Annotated in this window: 15 protein-coding genes; 9 read left to right on the top strand and 6 right to left on the bottom strand. The window is 69.3% G+C overall.

Annotated elements, in window-relative coordinates; all coding sequences use genetic code 11:
- Positions 1–201 precede the first annotated feature (201 nt).
- The 8 genes from ACCO44_RS01245 (at position 202) to ACCO44_RS01280 (ending at position 6,703) form a co-directional block, all read left to right on the top strand.
- A complete protein-coding gene (locus ACCO44_RS01245; RefSeq protein WP_372467927.1) occupies positions 202–1,860 on the top strand; it encodes a hypothetical protein in 1,659 nt (552 codons plus the stop codon).
- 192 nt (positions 1,861–2,052) lie between these two features.
- Positions 2,053–2,955, top strand: a complete 903-nt coding sequence (gene phnD / locus ACCO44_RS01250) for a phosphate/phosphite/phosphonate ABC transporter substrate-binding protein (protein WP_372467928.1) — start codon at positions 2,053–2,055, stop codon at positions 2,953–2,955.
- A gap of 110 nt (positions 2,956–3,065) precedes the next feature.
- Positions 3,066–3,902 carry a phosphonate ABC transporter ATP-binding protein gene (locus ACCO44_RS01255; protein ID WP_372467929.1) on the top strand — a complete coding sequence of 279 codons (837 nt, stop codon included), beginning with the start codon at positions 3,066–3,068 and terminating at the stop codon, positions 3,900–3,902.
- A gap of 84 nt (positions 3,903–3,986) precedes the next feature.
- Positions 3,987–4,739 (top strand): phosphonate ABC transporter, permease protein PhnE, encoded by a 753-nt coding sequence (gene phnE / locus ACCO44_RS01260; protein ID WP_372467930.1) that lies wholly within the window; start codon positions 3,987–3,989, stop codon positions 4,737–4,739.
- Positions 4,736–5,503, top strand: a complete 768-nt coding sequence (locus ACCO44_RS01265) for a tyrosine-protein phosphatase (protein ID WP_372467931.1) — start codon at positions 4,736–4,738, stop codon at positions 5,501–5,503. Before phnE ends, ACCO44_RS01265 begins: the two co-directional genes overlap by 4 nt.
- Complete coding sequence (locus ACCO44_RS01270) at positions 5,500–6,126, top strand: TetR/AcrR family transcriptional regulator C-terminal ligand-binding domain-containing protein (protein ID WP_372467932.1); 627 nt, start codon at positions 5,500–5,502, stop codon at positions 6,124–6,126. Before ACCO44_RS01265 ends, ACCO44_RS01270 begins: the two co-directional genes overlap by 4 nt.
- A gap of 53 nt (positions 6,127–6,179) precedes the next feature.
- Complete coding sequence (locus ACCO44_RS01275) at positions 6,180–6,440, top strand: type II toxin-antitoxin system prevent-host-death family antitoxin (RefSeq protein ID WP_029263106.1); 261 nt, start codon at positions 6,180–6,182, stop codon at positions 6,438–6,440.
- Positions 6,437–6,703, top strand: a complete 267-nt coding sequence (locus tag ACCO44_RS01280) for a type II toxin-antitoxin system RelE/ParE family toxin (RefSeq protein WP_372467933.1) — start codon at positions 6,437–6,439, stop codon at positions 6,701–6,703. Before ACCO44_RS01275 ends, ACCO44_RS01280 begins: the two co-directional genes overlap by 4 nt.
- A gap of 15 nt (positions 6,704–6,718) precedes the next feature.
- Here ACCO44_RS01280 and ACCO44_RS01285 read toward each other — a convergent pair whose 3' ends face one another.
- From ACCO44_RS01285 to ACCO44_RS01295, 3 genes are all read right to left on the bottom strand, one after another.
- Positions 6,719–7,156 (bottom strand): VOC family protein, encoded by a 438-nt coding sequence (locus ACCO44_RS01285; protein ID WP_029263104.1) that lies wholly within the window; start codon positions 7,154–7,156, stop codon positions 6,719–6,721.
- Positions 7,157–7,194: 38 nt separating this feature from the next.
- Positions 7,195–7,545, bottom strand: coding sequence for a TraR/DksA C4-type zinc finger protein (locus tag ACCO44_RS01290; protein WP_262003678.1), 351 nt, complete (start codon positions 7,543–7,545; stop codon positions 7,195–7,197).
- A 118-nt stretch (positions 7,546–7,663) separates the two neighbouring features.
- The gene (locus ACCO44_RS01295; protein ID WP_372467934.1) at positions 7,664–10,210 is read right to left on the bottom strand and encodes an MMPL family transporter; all 2,547 of its coding nucleotides are present in this window, start codon (positions 10,208–10,210) and stop codon (positions 7,664–7,666) included.
- 69 nt (positions 10,211–10,279) lie between these two features.
- Here ACCO44_RS01295 and ACCO44_RS01300 point away from each other — a divergent pair, with 69 nt between their 5' ends.
- On the top strand, positions 10,280–10,852 hold the full coding sequence (locus ACCO44_RS01300) for a TetR/AcrR family transcriptional regulator (RefSeq protein WP_372467935.1): 573 nt from the start codon (positions 10,280–10,282) through the stop codon (positions 10,850–10,852).
- Between the two features lie 24 nt (positions 10,853–10,876).
- On the opposite strand, the gene ACCO44_RS01305 is transcribed toward ACCO44_RS01300, so the two are convergent.
- The 3 genes from ACCO44_RS01305 to purL all read right to left on the bottom strand — a co-directional run bounded on the left by ACCO44_RS01305 (position 10,877) and on the right by purL (position 13,817).
- Entirely contained in the window at positions 10,877–11,200 is a 324-nt protein-coding gene (locus ACCO44_RS01305) for a cupin domain-containing protein (protein ID WP_105711765.1), read from the bottom strand.
- A 134-nt stretch (positions 11,201–11,334) separates the two neighbouring features.
- Positions 11,335–11,490 carry a hypothetical protein gene (locus ACCO44_RS01310; RefSeq protein WP_372467937.1) on the bottom strand — a complete coding sequence of 52 codons (156 nt, stop codon included), beginning with the start codon at positions 11,488–11,490 and terminating at the stop codon, positions 11,335–11,337.
- Complete coding sequence (purL, locus tag ACCO44_RS01315; RefSeq protein WP_372467938.1) at positions 11,487–13,817, bottom strand: phosphoribosylformylglycinamidine synthase subunit PurL; 2,331 nt, start codon at positions 13,815–13,817, stop codon at positions 11,487–11,489. Before purL ends, ACCO44_RS01310 begins: the two co-directional genes overlap by 4 nt.
- Positions 13,818–13,889 lie beyond the last annotated feature (72 nt).

The following is a 13,889-nucleotide window of genomic DNA, read 5'->3' on the forward strand; positions in this document are numbered from 1 at the left end:
GCGCTTCCCTCGGCCGCATCCGTGCGAAAGGGCCGACGCGCGTGCGATCGGCCGAGCGAAGTGCAGGGCCGACGCCGGCGCAGGCCCGATTCCTTCCTCCAGTCATTCCTCTTCGCTGACCTTCCGTTGACCATCGGATGCCCGCGCGACACGGTGGCAGTCACGACGACTCCGCGCCCGGCGGAGCGGAAGGAGACACCGATGAGACGCACACGCTGGCTGTCGGCGCTGGTCGCCGCGAGCCTTCTCGCCGGAGGGGTGGTCGCCACCGGCGGCGCCGCCTCTGCGGAGACCGTCACGACCGAGCTCGCGATCACCTCGCCCGTCGACGGCGGCACCGTCAGCGGATCGACGCTCACGGTGGAGGGGACGTTCGCGAACACCTCCGAGCTCGTGCTCGTCGTGGGGGCGCAGGAGGTGATCCCGATCCCGGTCACCGGCACCGCCGGCACGTGGACCATCGACCTCGACATCGCCGACCGCGACGGGCGACTCGACCTCGCGGTGCGCGCCCGTGACCTCACCACCCTCTACACGACCTGGTCGGAGTTCCTCGCCGTCGAGGTCGACAACCCGGCCGCATCCCGCCCGGTCGTCACGGTGGTCTCGCCGACCGAGGGCGCGTATGCCGGCTCCTCGCTCGACGTGGTCGTCGACGTGGCATCCGACCGCGCGCTGTCCGCCGTCGAGGTGCGGGTGAACGGCGGTGCCTGGCAGGCTGCTGTGGCGCAGGGCGGATGCGAGTACGCGGCATCCTTCCCCGTCGCAGGTTCCGAGTTCGCGAGCATCGAGGCCCGCGCGACCGACGTGTCGGGGCACACCTCCGAGGCGCCGACCACCTACGTCGCGCTCGGCGGAGCCACCGCCGAGACCCCCGTGATCTACGACCAGGACCGGGCGATGTGGATCTGGGAGCGCGCCTCCTACGAGGCCGTGTTCGATGAAGACGCCCGCGACCGCCTCGGCGCCGTGATGGACGACACCACGACCTTCGGGTCCGACCCCATCCGCACGATCTACCTCGGCGTCGACAAGTACGGCACCACCGACATGCTGCGCGACTCGCGTGACGAGGTCGTGGCGTTCGTGGAGTGGGCCCGCGCCCGCGGCTACCACGTGCAGGCCACCGTCGCCGGCGGCACGCGTCCGCCGTATCTGGGCGCCCTGGAGCAGTTCGAGCACTTCGCGGTCGACGAGTTCGAGAAGGTCCTCGACTACAACCTCGCCGTGCCGGAGTCCGCGCGCTTCGACGGCATCAATGTCGACATCGAGCCGTACATCCTCAGTGACTGGAAGCTGCCCGGCAGCGGCGGGCTCCCGAACCGGTGGCTCGAGATCCTGGACACGCTCATCGAGCGCCGCGACGCCTCCGGGCTGCCGGTGCTGGTCGGGCCCGCGATCCCGCGCTGGCTGGACTCCTCGGCCTGCTGCACGTCGATCACCTGGAACGGCCAGACGAAGCCGCTCAGCGACCACATCCAGGACATGACCGACTACATCGCGATCATGGACTACCGCGACACGGCCGACGGCAGTGCGGGCATCATCGCCCAGGCGCAGCACGAGATCGACTACGCGAACCAGATCGGCAAGCCGAACTCGGTCGTGGTCGGCATCGAGACCAAGGACCTCTCCGGCACGGGTGACCCCGAGACCGTGACGTTCTGGGAGGAGGGACGCACCTACCTCGAGGGCGAGCTCGACAAGACGTACGCGGCGTTCCAGGACGACGCCTCGTTCGGCGGCATCGCCATGCACCACTATGACGACCTGCTGATGCTGCCGTCGGCGTGGGATGACACTCCGCCCGTGTACTACCCCGTGCCGGGCGCGGGACCAGGGGGCCCGGCGCTGCCGTAGGTTCCTCTCGTGGCGGGGCAGTCCCTTCGGGGGCTGCCCCGCTTCGGCTGTCGCGCTTCGGCTGTCTGCGACACCGTCCGTTCATCCGACGTTCCATTCGGAGTACGGCGGTCTCGTAATTGCCCGTCACCTTCGGGAGTTGGAATACCGATGTTCTCGGAATTCCGAGGAGTCTCCTCCCGAAAGGTCATCATGCGCCGCTTCACCCTGCCCGTCGTCGGCCTCCTGGGCGTGGCCGCCCTCGCCCTCACCGGATGCCAGAGCCCGACCGCCGAGGCGGCCCCGGCCGATCCCGACGCCCCCATCACGATCGCCACGATTCCCGTCGGCGAAGACCCCACCGCCGAGAACCCCGTCGAGGTGTTCGCCGAACTGCTCGAGAAGGCGACCGGCCGCGATGTCGAGATCACGGATGTGCCCGACTACCTGAGCGTGGTCGAGGCGATCCGCGCCGATCACGTCAACATCGGCATCATGAGCGGCTTCCCGTCCGCGCTCGCCGTGAACACCGGAGAGGTCGACGCGCTGGTCGCGTTCCAGGGCGACGGCAAGCCGGTGACGACCTGTGTCGTGCTCGAGGACTCGCCCATCCAGACCGTCGAAGACCTCGAGGGCAAGACGGTGGCGTTCGCCGACCAGGCCTCCAGCTCGGGCTACTTCATGCCCGTGTACATGCTGCACGAGGCCGGGCTCGAGCAGGGCACCGACTACGAGGCCATCTTCGCGGGCGGGCACGAGGGCAGCTTCGCCGCGCTGGAGCAGGGCCAGGTGGATGCCGCGTGCACCGCGGTCATGCTCACCGAGCTCGGCGCCCCGATGTTCCCGTTCGAGGACGGCGAGTGGCGTGCGGTGGGCGAGAGTCCGGCGATGGACATCCAGGGCGCCGTGCTCGGCCGCCCGTCGCTGGATGCCGAGACCCGCAAGGTGATCCAGGACGGAATCGCCGAGGTGTTCTCGCCCGAGAACGCCGAGCGTCTCGGCGCCTACGGGGCGTTCGCTGCGGCCCCGCAGACGGTCGACCCCGACGGAGCGGACTTCGAGTCCTTCGCGGAGATCGCGGCTGTCGCCGGTGTCGAGCTCAAGGACCTCAAGTGACCCTGTCGAGCGTTTCGTCTCGCTCCGCTCGCTCAACGCACGAGGTGCCTCCGGTCGTTGAGCGAGGAGCGCACGAGGTGCCTCCGGTCGTTGAGCGAGGAGCGCACGAGGTGCCTCCGGTCGTTGAGCGAGGAGCGCAGCGACGAGACGAAACGCGCACCCCCACCGCCGAGCTGCGCCAGGCGCTGCCGCTCGTGACCGTGCGCGGCCTCCAGGTGGCGTACGACGAGAACACCGTGCTCGACGGCGTCGACCTCGACCTGTTCCCGGGCGAGATGGTGGCTCTGCTCGGGGCCTCCGGTTCGGGCAAGTCGACCCTGATGCGCAGTCTGACCGGGTTCGCGCCCATCTCGGCCGGCACGGTGCGGGTCGCCGGGCACGACGTCACGAATCTCGCCCGCGGCGAGCTGCGCACGCTGCGTTCCGAGGTCGGGCAGGTGTTCCAGCAGTTCAACCTGATCCCCCGGCTCAGCGTCATGACCAACGTGCTCACGGGCACGCTGCACGGCGCGGGGCCGATCAACCTGGCCGGTGGTTTCTCGACCGCGCACCGCCGTCGGGCGCTCGAACTGCTCGACCGGGTCGGCATCGCGCACAAGGCGTCCGCCCCCGCCCGCTCGCTCTCGGGCGGACAGCAGCAGCGGGTGGCGATCGCCCGGGCGCTCATGCAGCAGCCGAAGGTGATCCTGGCCGACGAGCCGGTCGCCTCGCTCGACCCGAAGCTCGCGGGCTCGGTGCTCGAACTGCTGCGCGAGATCGCGACGCACGACGGCATCCCGGTGCTGGTGAGCCTGCACGTGCTGCCCCTCGCTCTCGCGCACAGCGACCGGATCGTGGGGCTGCGGCACGGCGAGATGCTCGTCTCGGGCGCGACCTCGCAACTGGATGCCGCCGCCCTCAGCCCGCTGTACGACGACGAGGAGGACGGCGATGAGCACGACCACTGAACCGCGCGCAGACCGCACCGACCGGACCGCGCGCGCCCCGCGCTCGATTCGGCCGAGCGTGCCCGGCTCGAGAGCGCCTTCCGGGTGCCGCGCGCCCGCTTCCTGATCGGCCTGCCGGTCGCGTTCCTGCTGCTGCTCTGGTCGTTCAACGGCGCCGAGTTCAACTTCGTGAAGCTCGGCGAGGGCGCGATCAACATGGGTGAGTTCCTGTCGCGCCTGTTCCCGCCCGACTTCTCGAAGATCGGCACCATCCTCGCGCTGTTGCTCGAGACGTTCCAGATGGCGGTCGTCGGCACGGTGCTCGGCGCGGTGCTGTCGCTCATCGTCGCATTCGGGGCCACGTCCACCCTCGCGCCGAAGTGGCTGTACTACCCGACGCGCTGGATGATGAACATCATCCGCTCGGTGCCCGACCTGGTGTTCGCGCTCATGTTCGTCTCGGCGGTCGGGCTCGGGCCCTTCGCCGGCATCCTCGCCATGACGCTGGGGTCCATCGGCTCGATCGGCAAGATCTTCGCCGAGGCGATGGAGCAGGTCGACCGCGGACCGGTCGTCGCGATGGAGGCGGTCGGCGCCTCGAAGCGGCAGGTCATCCAGTACGGCATCCTGCCGCAGGCCGCGCCCCTGCTCACTTCGTACACACTGCTGCTGTTCGAGGGGAACGTGCGCGGGGCGACGATCCTCGGCCTGGTCGGCGCCGGCGGCATCGGTCTGGAGTTGACCACCGCCATGCGCATGTACGACTACGGCCACCTCAGCGCCATCATCATCTGCATCATCGTGCTCGTCACGGCGATCGACCAGGGCAGCGCCCTCATCCGAAGGAGAATCACATGACCCTCATCGACACCGACCTCGTCCTCAGCGCACCGGTCAACCTGCGCGATCTCGGCGGCATCGCGATCGACGGCGGTGTGCTCCGCGAGGGGCTCGCCATCCGCACCGACGACCTCGCCTACGTGACCGAACAGGTCGCGGACGAGCTCATCGCGGGCGGACTCACCGCCATCATCGACCTGCGCTCGCCGCTCGAGGTCTCGGTGACGGGGCGTGGACCGCTGGGCGAGCATCTGGTCGCGTACCACCACCTGCCCCTGATCGCGGATGTCGGGGAGTCGATGGACCGCGACAAGCCCGCTCTCACGCATGAGGCGATGGGCCTGATGTACCAGCGCATGGTCGATGGAGCAGCGCCGCAGCTCGTGATCGCGCTCAACGTCATCGCCTACACACCGGGGGCTGCGGCCTTCCACTGTGCAGCGGGTCGCGATCGTACGGGTGTGCTGGCGGCGATGCTGCTGCTCGCCCTCGGCGCCGCCGACGACGACATCGTCACCGACTACGCCCGCACGGGCGACAACATGGTCGCGATCATGGCGCGCACCGCACCCGTGATGGGGGCGATGTGGAAGGCGCTGGGCTTCGACGCCGACGCGCTCGGGAAGACCTCGTCGCTGCTGGAGGGATCGATGGACGTGTCGATGCGCAGCCTGCTCGACACCCTTCGTGCACAGCACGGCGACCCGCTGACCCCGCTGCGCGCCGCGGGGCTGTCGGATGCCACGATCGCCCGGCTGCGCGAGCGGGCGCTCGCCGCGTGACGGTTCTGACGGCGGATGCCGGGGCTGCGGTTCGCCGCCGCCCCGGTCGTCCGCGTGACGAAGACCTCGACGGGCAGATCGTCGCGGCGACGCTCGACATCATCGACGCGGGCGACGAGGTCACGGTGTCGCGCGTGGTCGCCCGCAGCGGGGTGAGCCGGGCGGCACTGTATCGGCGCTGGCCCTCACTCACCCTGTTGATCGCCGCGGCGCTCGACGTCGGCCGCGAGGTGCCGCCGGAGTATCCCGCCGATGCCGACCTGCACGAGATCCTGCTCGCGGGGCTCGGACTCGGTGCCGACGGTGTCGCCCCCTCGGCTCCCGGATACTCCGAGGAGCGGTTCCGGCAGCGCATCCGCCTGGTGATGGCCGACCGTGCCCTGCAGCGGACCTACTGGGAATCGCACGTGTCGCGGCGCCGGGTGCCGCTGCAGAACGCACTCCGGGTGGGGATGGCGCGGGGCGAGCTGCGCCCCGACCTCGACGTCGAAGCCTGCTTCGATGCGATCGCCGGCGTCGCGTACTACCAGCTCGTCGTGCGCGGCGACCGGGTCAACGATCCTGCCGTGGTCGAGCGGATGCGGGCCGCGATCGAGGTGATCTGGCGCGGGATGGTGACGTGAAAGCGAGTTATGTGCATAATGCCTCTAAAGTCGCTTATGCCTATAATGGAGGCATGACCACTCTCACCCGCAGCATCCCCTCCAAGGATCTTCGCGACAGTCTCGCCGATGTGCTGGGCGGAGTCGCGTACGGGTCGGAGCGCGTCGGGGTGACGCGCCATGGCAAGCTCACCGCCGTCGTGATCAGCGTCGACGACCTCGAGCTGTTGGAGGAACTGGAGGCCGCGCGTGATGCGGCGGAGTTCCGTGCGGCGAAGGCCGCGGATGACGGCGAGCGCGTCTCGCTCGACGAGCTTCGCGCCGAACTCTCGTGACGGCCTATCGCGTCGAGTTCACCGCACCGGCCGCGAAGGAGATCCGGAAGCTCGACCCCCAGGTCAGGCGTCGCATCCTCGCCGGCATCGCCGCGCTGGAGAAGGAGCCGCGTCCGAGCGGTGTCCGCAAGCTGACCGGTTTCGACAACGCCTGGCGCATCCGGATCGGCGATCACCGTGTGCTCTACGCGGTCGTCGACGACGTCGTGCTGGTGACCGTGTTCCGGGTTGCGCACCGTCGGGCCGTGTACGGCGACTTATGACGCGTTCTGCCGCGGTCAGCTCTTCGTGAGGTCCTGCGCGAACATCACGAGGATGCCGCTGGGGCCGCGGAGGTACGTGAGCTTGTAGACGTCCTGGTAGTTCGCGACGCCGCGCAGCGGGTGATAGCCGTGACGGGCAGCGATCGCGAGCGATTCGTCGATGTCGTCGACCGAGAAGGCGATGCGATGCATACCGATCTCGTTCGGAAGGGTCGGCTCCGTCTCGATCGCATCCGGGTGGATGTACTCGAACAGCTCGATCTGGCCGCGCCCATCGGGGGTCTGCAGCACCGCGATCTTCGCGTGGTTGCCGTCGAGTCCGACCGCGGTCGCCGCCCACTCCCCACTGACCTCGTCGCGACCGAGCACCGTGAGGCCGAGGTCGGTGAAGAAGGAGATGGTGGCTTCCAGGTCGCGCACGGCGATCCCGACGTTCTCGAGTGTGATGGGCATGGGTGGGATGCTACTCGTGCTCGCCACCCGTGTCAGGGCTAGTGCCCGAGCTTCTCGGCGCAGGCGACGCAGTACTCGGCGAACGGTCGGGCCTGCAGTCGTGCCGCGGGGATCGGCCTGCCGCAGTTCGCGCAGACGCCGTAGGTGCCGGCATCCATTCGCGCCAGCGCATCGTCGACCTGTCGGAGTTCGGATGCTGCCGCCTCGGCGAGCCCGGTCAGCCGTGACCACTCCGACGAGAGCGTGACGCCCTCGGGGTCGTGCTCGTCGTCGTCGTTCGAGCTCTCGCGGTCGTGGGTGAGCTCGTCGAGGATTGCGGCCGTGGCCTGCACCCGGGCCTCGGCCTGGACGCGCAGCTCCTGCAGCAGCGCGCGGGGGTCAGAACTCATGCGCCCACTCTAGGCATCCCCGCCGACACCCCGGCCTCACCCGTCGCACTTTCGCATCGAGGCCGCAGGATCCAGGCGGAACTCCGCGACCTCGACGCGAATCTGCGACGCGGGCGCCTCAGGCGGAGTGCCCGCTCGTCGGCACCGAGTCGGTCGTCGTCGGAACGGCCACGGCCTTCATGCCGGGGTGATCGCGTTCGAGGGCGGCGCCCTCCATGTCGACGTTCGGCAGGATGCGGTCGAGCCAGCGCGGCAGCCACCACGCCGAGCGGCCGAGCAGATGCATGAGCGCGGGCATCAGCAGCATCCGCACGACGAACGCGTCGAGCAGCACACCGAACGCGAGGCCGAACCCGATCGAGCGGATGATCGTCGACTCCGAGAAGATGAACCCGCCGAACGCCGACACCATGATGAGGGCGGCGGCGGTCACCACCGAGCGGCCGGCACGGAAGCCCTGGGCCACGGCATCGCGCGCCGAGGCGCCGTGCACATACGCCTCGCGCATGCCGGAGGCGAGGAACAGCTGGTAGTCCATCGCGAGTCCGAACAGGATGCCGACGAGGATCACCGGCAGGAAGCTCAGGATCGGCCCGGTGCTGTGCAGCCCGATGATCTCGGCGCCCCACCCGAACTGGAACACCGCGACGATCAGGCCGTACGTCGCGAACAGCGAGAGCACGAAGCCACCGGTCGCGATGAGGGGCACCAGCAGCGAGCGGAACACCACGATCATGATGAGCAGCGACAGCCCGACCACGACCACGAGGTACAGCGGCAGGACCCCGGCGAGAGCCTCGGAGATGTCGATGTTGATCGCGGCCTGACCGGCGACGCCGAGAGTGATCCCGTCGGCTATCGCCGGCATCGAGCGCAGGTCCTGCACGAGCCGCTCGGTGGAGGCGCTGTTCGGGCCCTCCTCGGGGACGACCTGGAACGCGAGGAGGGTGTTGTCGTCGGAGGTGGCGATCGGCGCGACCGCCGCGACGTCGTCCTGGTCGGCGATGGCCTGCGCGATCGTGACCTGCGTGGAGAGCAGATCGTCGTCGGTGACTGCGTCGTCGAGGGTCGCGGTGACCAGCAGCGGGCCGTTCGCGCCCTCGCCGAACTGTTCGTCGACGGTCTGGAACGCGCGGTAGCTGGTCGAGTCGCTCGGTTCGCTCGACCCGTCGGGCAGCCCGAGCCGCATCGACATCGCGGGGATCGCGATGATGAGCAGCGCGACCACGCTCACGAGCGTCGTGACGACGGCGCGCAGGGTCGACATCCGCTTCACCGGCTTGCCCGCGGCGTGCTCCTGCCCGACCATCGCGCGAGCGCGGCGGCTGAGCAGACGGTCGCCGACGAGCCCGAGGATGGCGGGCGCGAGGGTGATCGCGACGAGCACGGCCACCGCGACGCACACCGCGCCGACCGTGCCCATGAGCCCGAGGAACGGGACGCCGGTCACGTTGAGCGCGAGGAGCGCGACGATGACGGTCGTTCCGGCGAACACGACGGCCGTGCCGGAGGTGCCGGTGGCCAGGTCGATGGATTCGCGCACCGCAACGCCGGCGAGCAGCTGCTTGCGGTGCCTGTTCACGATGAAGAGCGAATAGTCGATGCCGACCGCGAGGCCGAGCATCACGCCCAGCACCGGTGTCACGGACGCCATGTCCACCACGCCGGAGAACGCGAGGGATGCCGTGACTCCGACACCGACGCCGACGATGGCGGTGACGATGGGGAGGGCTGCGGCGATGAGCGAGCCGAGCATCACGATGAGGACGATCGCGGCGAACACGAGACCGACCGCCTCGCCGACGCCGAAGATCTCGGGCACGCCCTGCGCGATGTCGGTGCCGAAGTCGACCTCGGTGCCGTCGATCGGAGCGGAGGCGAAGTGGTCGATCGTGCCCTGCTTGACCTCTTCGGAGAGTTCGAGGCGCGGGTCGACGAACGAGACGTTGACGATCGCGGTGGACCCGTCTTCCGACACCACGCCGATGCCGTCGGCCAGGTCGAGGAGGGTCGAGCCCAACTCCGCCTGGTCGGCGTTCTCCTGCAGGGTGATGCGGGACTGGTCGAGCTTCGCGTTCTGGGCCTCGAGGTCGGCGGCCTGGGCGTTCAGTGCCGCCAGCTGGGCGTCGAGGGCGGCGAGTTGCTCCGGGCCCGCTCCGGCCTGCTCCGCCTGGGTGCGCGCGGCCGTGAGCTGAGTGAGGCCGGCCTCGATCTGTGCCCGACCCTCGTCGATCTGCGTCTGCGCGGCATCCAGCTGGGCGCGGCCGTCGGTGATCTGCTTCTGGCCGTCGGCGAGCTCCTTCGCACGGTCGGCCTGCTGCTGCTGCGCGTCGAACGGGTCGATCACGGACGCGACGCCGTCGAGATCCTCGGCACTCGCAGCGAGGTCGGAGATCTCCTCCTTCTGCTCGTCGGTGAACGCCGAACCGTCGGTGGTGCGATAGACGACCGTTCCGGTGCCGCCCGCGGAATCCGGGAGCTTGTCGGCGAGCTCGTCGGTCACCGCGCCCGACGCGGTGCCCGGGATGTCGAAGCTGTTGCTGAGCGTGCCGCCGAGGGTGAGGAAGGCGCCGACGCCGATGCCGAGGATCAGGACCCACGACACGATCACCGTCCACGCCTTGCGCGCAGCGAACGAACCCAGACGGTAGAGCAGTGATGCCACAGTGGTCTCCTTCAGGCTCGAAGATCATACGGCACGTCTCGTCTAGCGATCTGTGGCTATCCTGAACGCATGGTCAACGAGCATCGGAGCGGGCCCGTGCGCAGTACTGCGGCGCGTGAAGCGATCCTCGATGCGACCTCGCGACTCTTCCACGCGCAGGGGTACGACCGGCTGACGATCGAGGGCATCGCGAAGGAAGCCGGAGTCGGCAAGCAGACCATCTACCGCTGGTGGCCCTCGCGCGGTGCGCTCATCGCGGACTGCCTGGTCGACGGGCGTCTCATCCCCGTGGACTTCGTCGTGCCCGACACGGGCGACCTGCTCGCCGACGTCGAGACCTGGCTGCGTTCGGTGCTGTCGATCCTGGAGGCTCCGCAGGGGGATGCACTGCTGCGTTCGCTCGTCGCGGCCGCCGCCGATGACGCCGACGTCGGCGTGCATCTCAGTGAGAGCCTCGGGGTGGAGCAGCACCTGTCGGAGCGCTTGCGCGGCGGAATCCGAGACGGGCAGCTGCCGGCCGATGCACCGGTCGCTCAGATCGGCAGGGCCCTCCTCGGCGCGATCATCGTGGAATCCCTCGGCCGTGAGGCTCGCGATCCCGACGGGGTCGTCGACCTGGTCCGGTATCTCCTCGCCCGCTGAGCGTCGAGGGCGCGTCGCGCCGAGCTACTCGAGCCACTCCGTGACGAAGCGGTCGTTCGCATGGATGTGCGTGGCCTCGTATGTGCCGCCGTCGAGCACCTCGAAGCGGTGGGAGACGAGGGCGGGCACGACGAGGATCTGCCCTCCGACGCCGACCACCTGATCGTCGCCGACCGTGAACAGCGCGCGGCCCCGGCGGATCACGAACGTCTCGGCGTACGGATGCCGATGCAGACGTGGTCCTCGACCGGGTGTCGTGATGAACTCGCGCATGATGCTCACGGGCGAGCCGAGCAGGTACCCCTCGATGTCTTCGTCGGTGGCGACGTCTCTGAGGTGGATGGTCATGGATCCTCCGTTCCCGCCCGAGGGTACGCCAGGCAGACTCGCGTCGCACTCTCTCATCGAGGTCGCACGCAATCCTGGAATCCGTGCGACCTGGGTGCGGAACTGCGACCCGGGCGCGGAGGAGTCGACCGCTCTCAGCCGAGGATGAGGGTGATCACGGTCGCGCCGCCACCGCCGAGGATGAGCGCGATGATCACGGTCCACGCGACGATGCGGATGCGACGGTTGCGCTTCTCGCCGAGGTCGCCGTAGTCCTCGTCGTTCGGGTTCTGCCGGCTCACGTCGCTCATGCGCTGACCTCGGTGACCGTCGGACCGAAGTACGAGGGGAGCGTGGCCTGCGAGCGCTCGCGCAGCTCGGCGATCGACACGGTGAAGACGTCCTGCACCTCGAGCTTCGCGCCCTCGGTGTCGGTCACGCCGATGCGCATCACCGGGTAGTCGCGTCCCTCGCAGAGTCCGCGGAACTTCACGTCGTCTTCACGCGGCACGGTCACGATCACGCGACCTGTCGACTCGGAGAACAGGGCGGATGCGGCATCCACGCCGTTGCTCTCGATGATCTCGTTCAGCCAGACACGGGCGCCGACACCGAAGCGCATGACGCCCTCGGCGAGTGCCTGCGCGAGGCCGCCTTCGGAGAGGTCGTGCGCCGAGGAGATGAGCCACTCATCGCGGGCGGCCGAGAGCAGACCCGCGAGGCGCTTCTCGCCGGCGAGGTCGACCTTCGGCGGCAGTCCGCCGAGGTGGTCGTGCACGACGTCCGCCCAGGCCGAACCCGAGAGCTCGGTCGAGGTGGTGCCGAGCAGGTAGATGTTCTGACCCTCGTCCTGCCATCCGGAGGGGATGCGGCGCGAGACGTCGTCGATGATGCCGAGCACGCCCACGAGCGGGGTCGGGTGGATCGGCACGTCGCCGGTCTGGTTGTAGAACGAGACGTTGCCGCCGGTGACCGGGGTGCCGAGCTCGTAGCATCCGTCGGCCAGGCCGTCGACCGTCTGACCGAACTGCCACATGACCTCGGGGTTCTCGGGAGAGCCGAAGTTCAGGCAGTCGGTGATGGCCGTGGGCACCGCGCCCGTGACGGCGACGTTGCGGTACGCCTCGGCGAGGGCCAGCTGGGCGCCCGCGTACGGGTCGAGCTGGCAGTAGCGGCCGTTGGCGTCGGTCGACACCGCGAAGCCGAGGCCCGATTCCTCGTCGACGCGGATCATGCCGGCGTCGTCGGGGAAACTGAGGGCCGTGTTGCCGAGCACGTAGTAGTCGTACTGGTTGGTGATCCAGCTCGTGTCGGCCAGGTTCGGCGAGGCGACGAGGGCGAGGAACTGCTCGCGCAGCGTCTCGGGGTCGTTCGCGCGGGGCAGGTTCTCGGCGGCATCCGCCTGCAGGGCGTCGATCCACGTCGGGTAGGCGACCGGGCGGTCGTAGACGGGGCCGTCGACCGCGACGGTCGAGGGGTCGACGTCGACGATGCGCTCGCCCTGCCAGTCGATGATGAGGCGTCCGTCGCCGGTGACCTCGCCGAGCACGGAGGTCTCGACCTCCCACTTGTTCACGACCTCGAGGAACGCATCGAGCTTCTCGGGAGCGACGATCGCCATCATGCGCTCCTGCGACTCCGACATGAGGATCTCCTCGGCCGTGAGCGTGGGGTCGCGCAGCAGCACGTTGTCGAGCGAGACCTTCATGCCGCTGTTGCCGTTGGCCGCGAGCTCGCTGGTCGCGCACGAGATGCCGGCGGCGCCCAGGTCTTGGATCGCCTCGACGAGCTCGCCGCGGTACAGCTCGAGGCAGCACTCGATGAGCACCTTCTCGGCGAACGGGTCGCCCACCTGCACCGCGGGACGCTTGGTCGGGCCGGTGGAGTCGAACGAGTCGGAGGCCAGGATGCTCGCGCCGCCGATGCCGTCGCCACCCGTGCGGGCGCCGAACAGGACGACCTTGTTGCCGACGCCGGTCGCGTTCGCGAGCTTGAGGTCTTCGTGACGCAGCACGCCCACCGCGAGCGCGTTCACGAGCGGGTTGGCCTGGTAGACGGAGTCGAAGACCGTCTCGCCGCCGATGTTCGGCAGACCCAGGCAGTTGCCGTAGAAGCTGATGCCGCTGGTCACGCCGTGCACGACGCGGGCGGTGTCGGGGTGGTCGACCGCACCGAAGCGCAGGGCGTCCATGACCGCGACCGGGCGAGCGCCCATCGAGATGATGTCGCGGACGATGCCGCCGACGCCGGTCGCCGCACCCTGGAAGGGCTCGATGAACGAGGGGTGGTTGTGCGACTCGGCCTTGAAGGTGACGGCCCAGCCCTCGCCGACGTCGACGACGCCCGCGTTCTGGCCCATGCCCACCATGAGGCGTTCCTTCATCTCGTCGGAGACCTTCTGGCCGAAGCGGCGCAGGTAGTTCTTCGACGACTTGTAGGAGCAGTGCTCCGACCACATGACGGAGTACATCGCCAGCTCGCCCGAGGTGGGGCGACGGCCGAGGATCTCCTTGATGCGCTCGTACTCGTCGGGCTTGAGTCCGAGGGCCGCGTACGGCTGCTCCTTCTCGGGCGTCGCGATCGCGTTCTCGACGGAGTCGGGGACGTGCTGGGGGGAAGGTGCAGGGGCGGTGGTCACGCGCACTCCAAAGGAAGGGGCCGGCGGGGCATGCTCAGTCTACCGGCGCGGGTGAGGCGGCTCTCCCGCGAG

Origin of the sequence: Microbacterium maritypicum, assembly GCF_041529975.1 — a bacterium.
Lineage (GTDB): Bacteria > Actinomycetota > Actinomycetes > Actinomycetales > Microbacteriaceae > Microbacterium.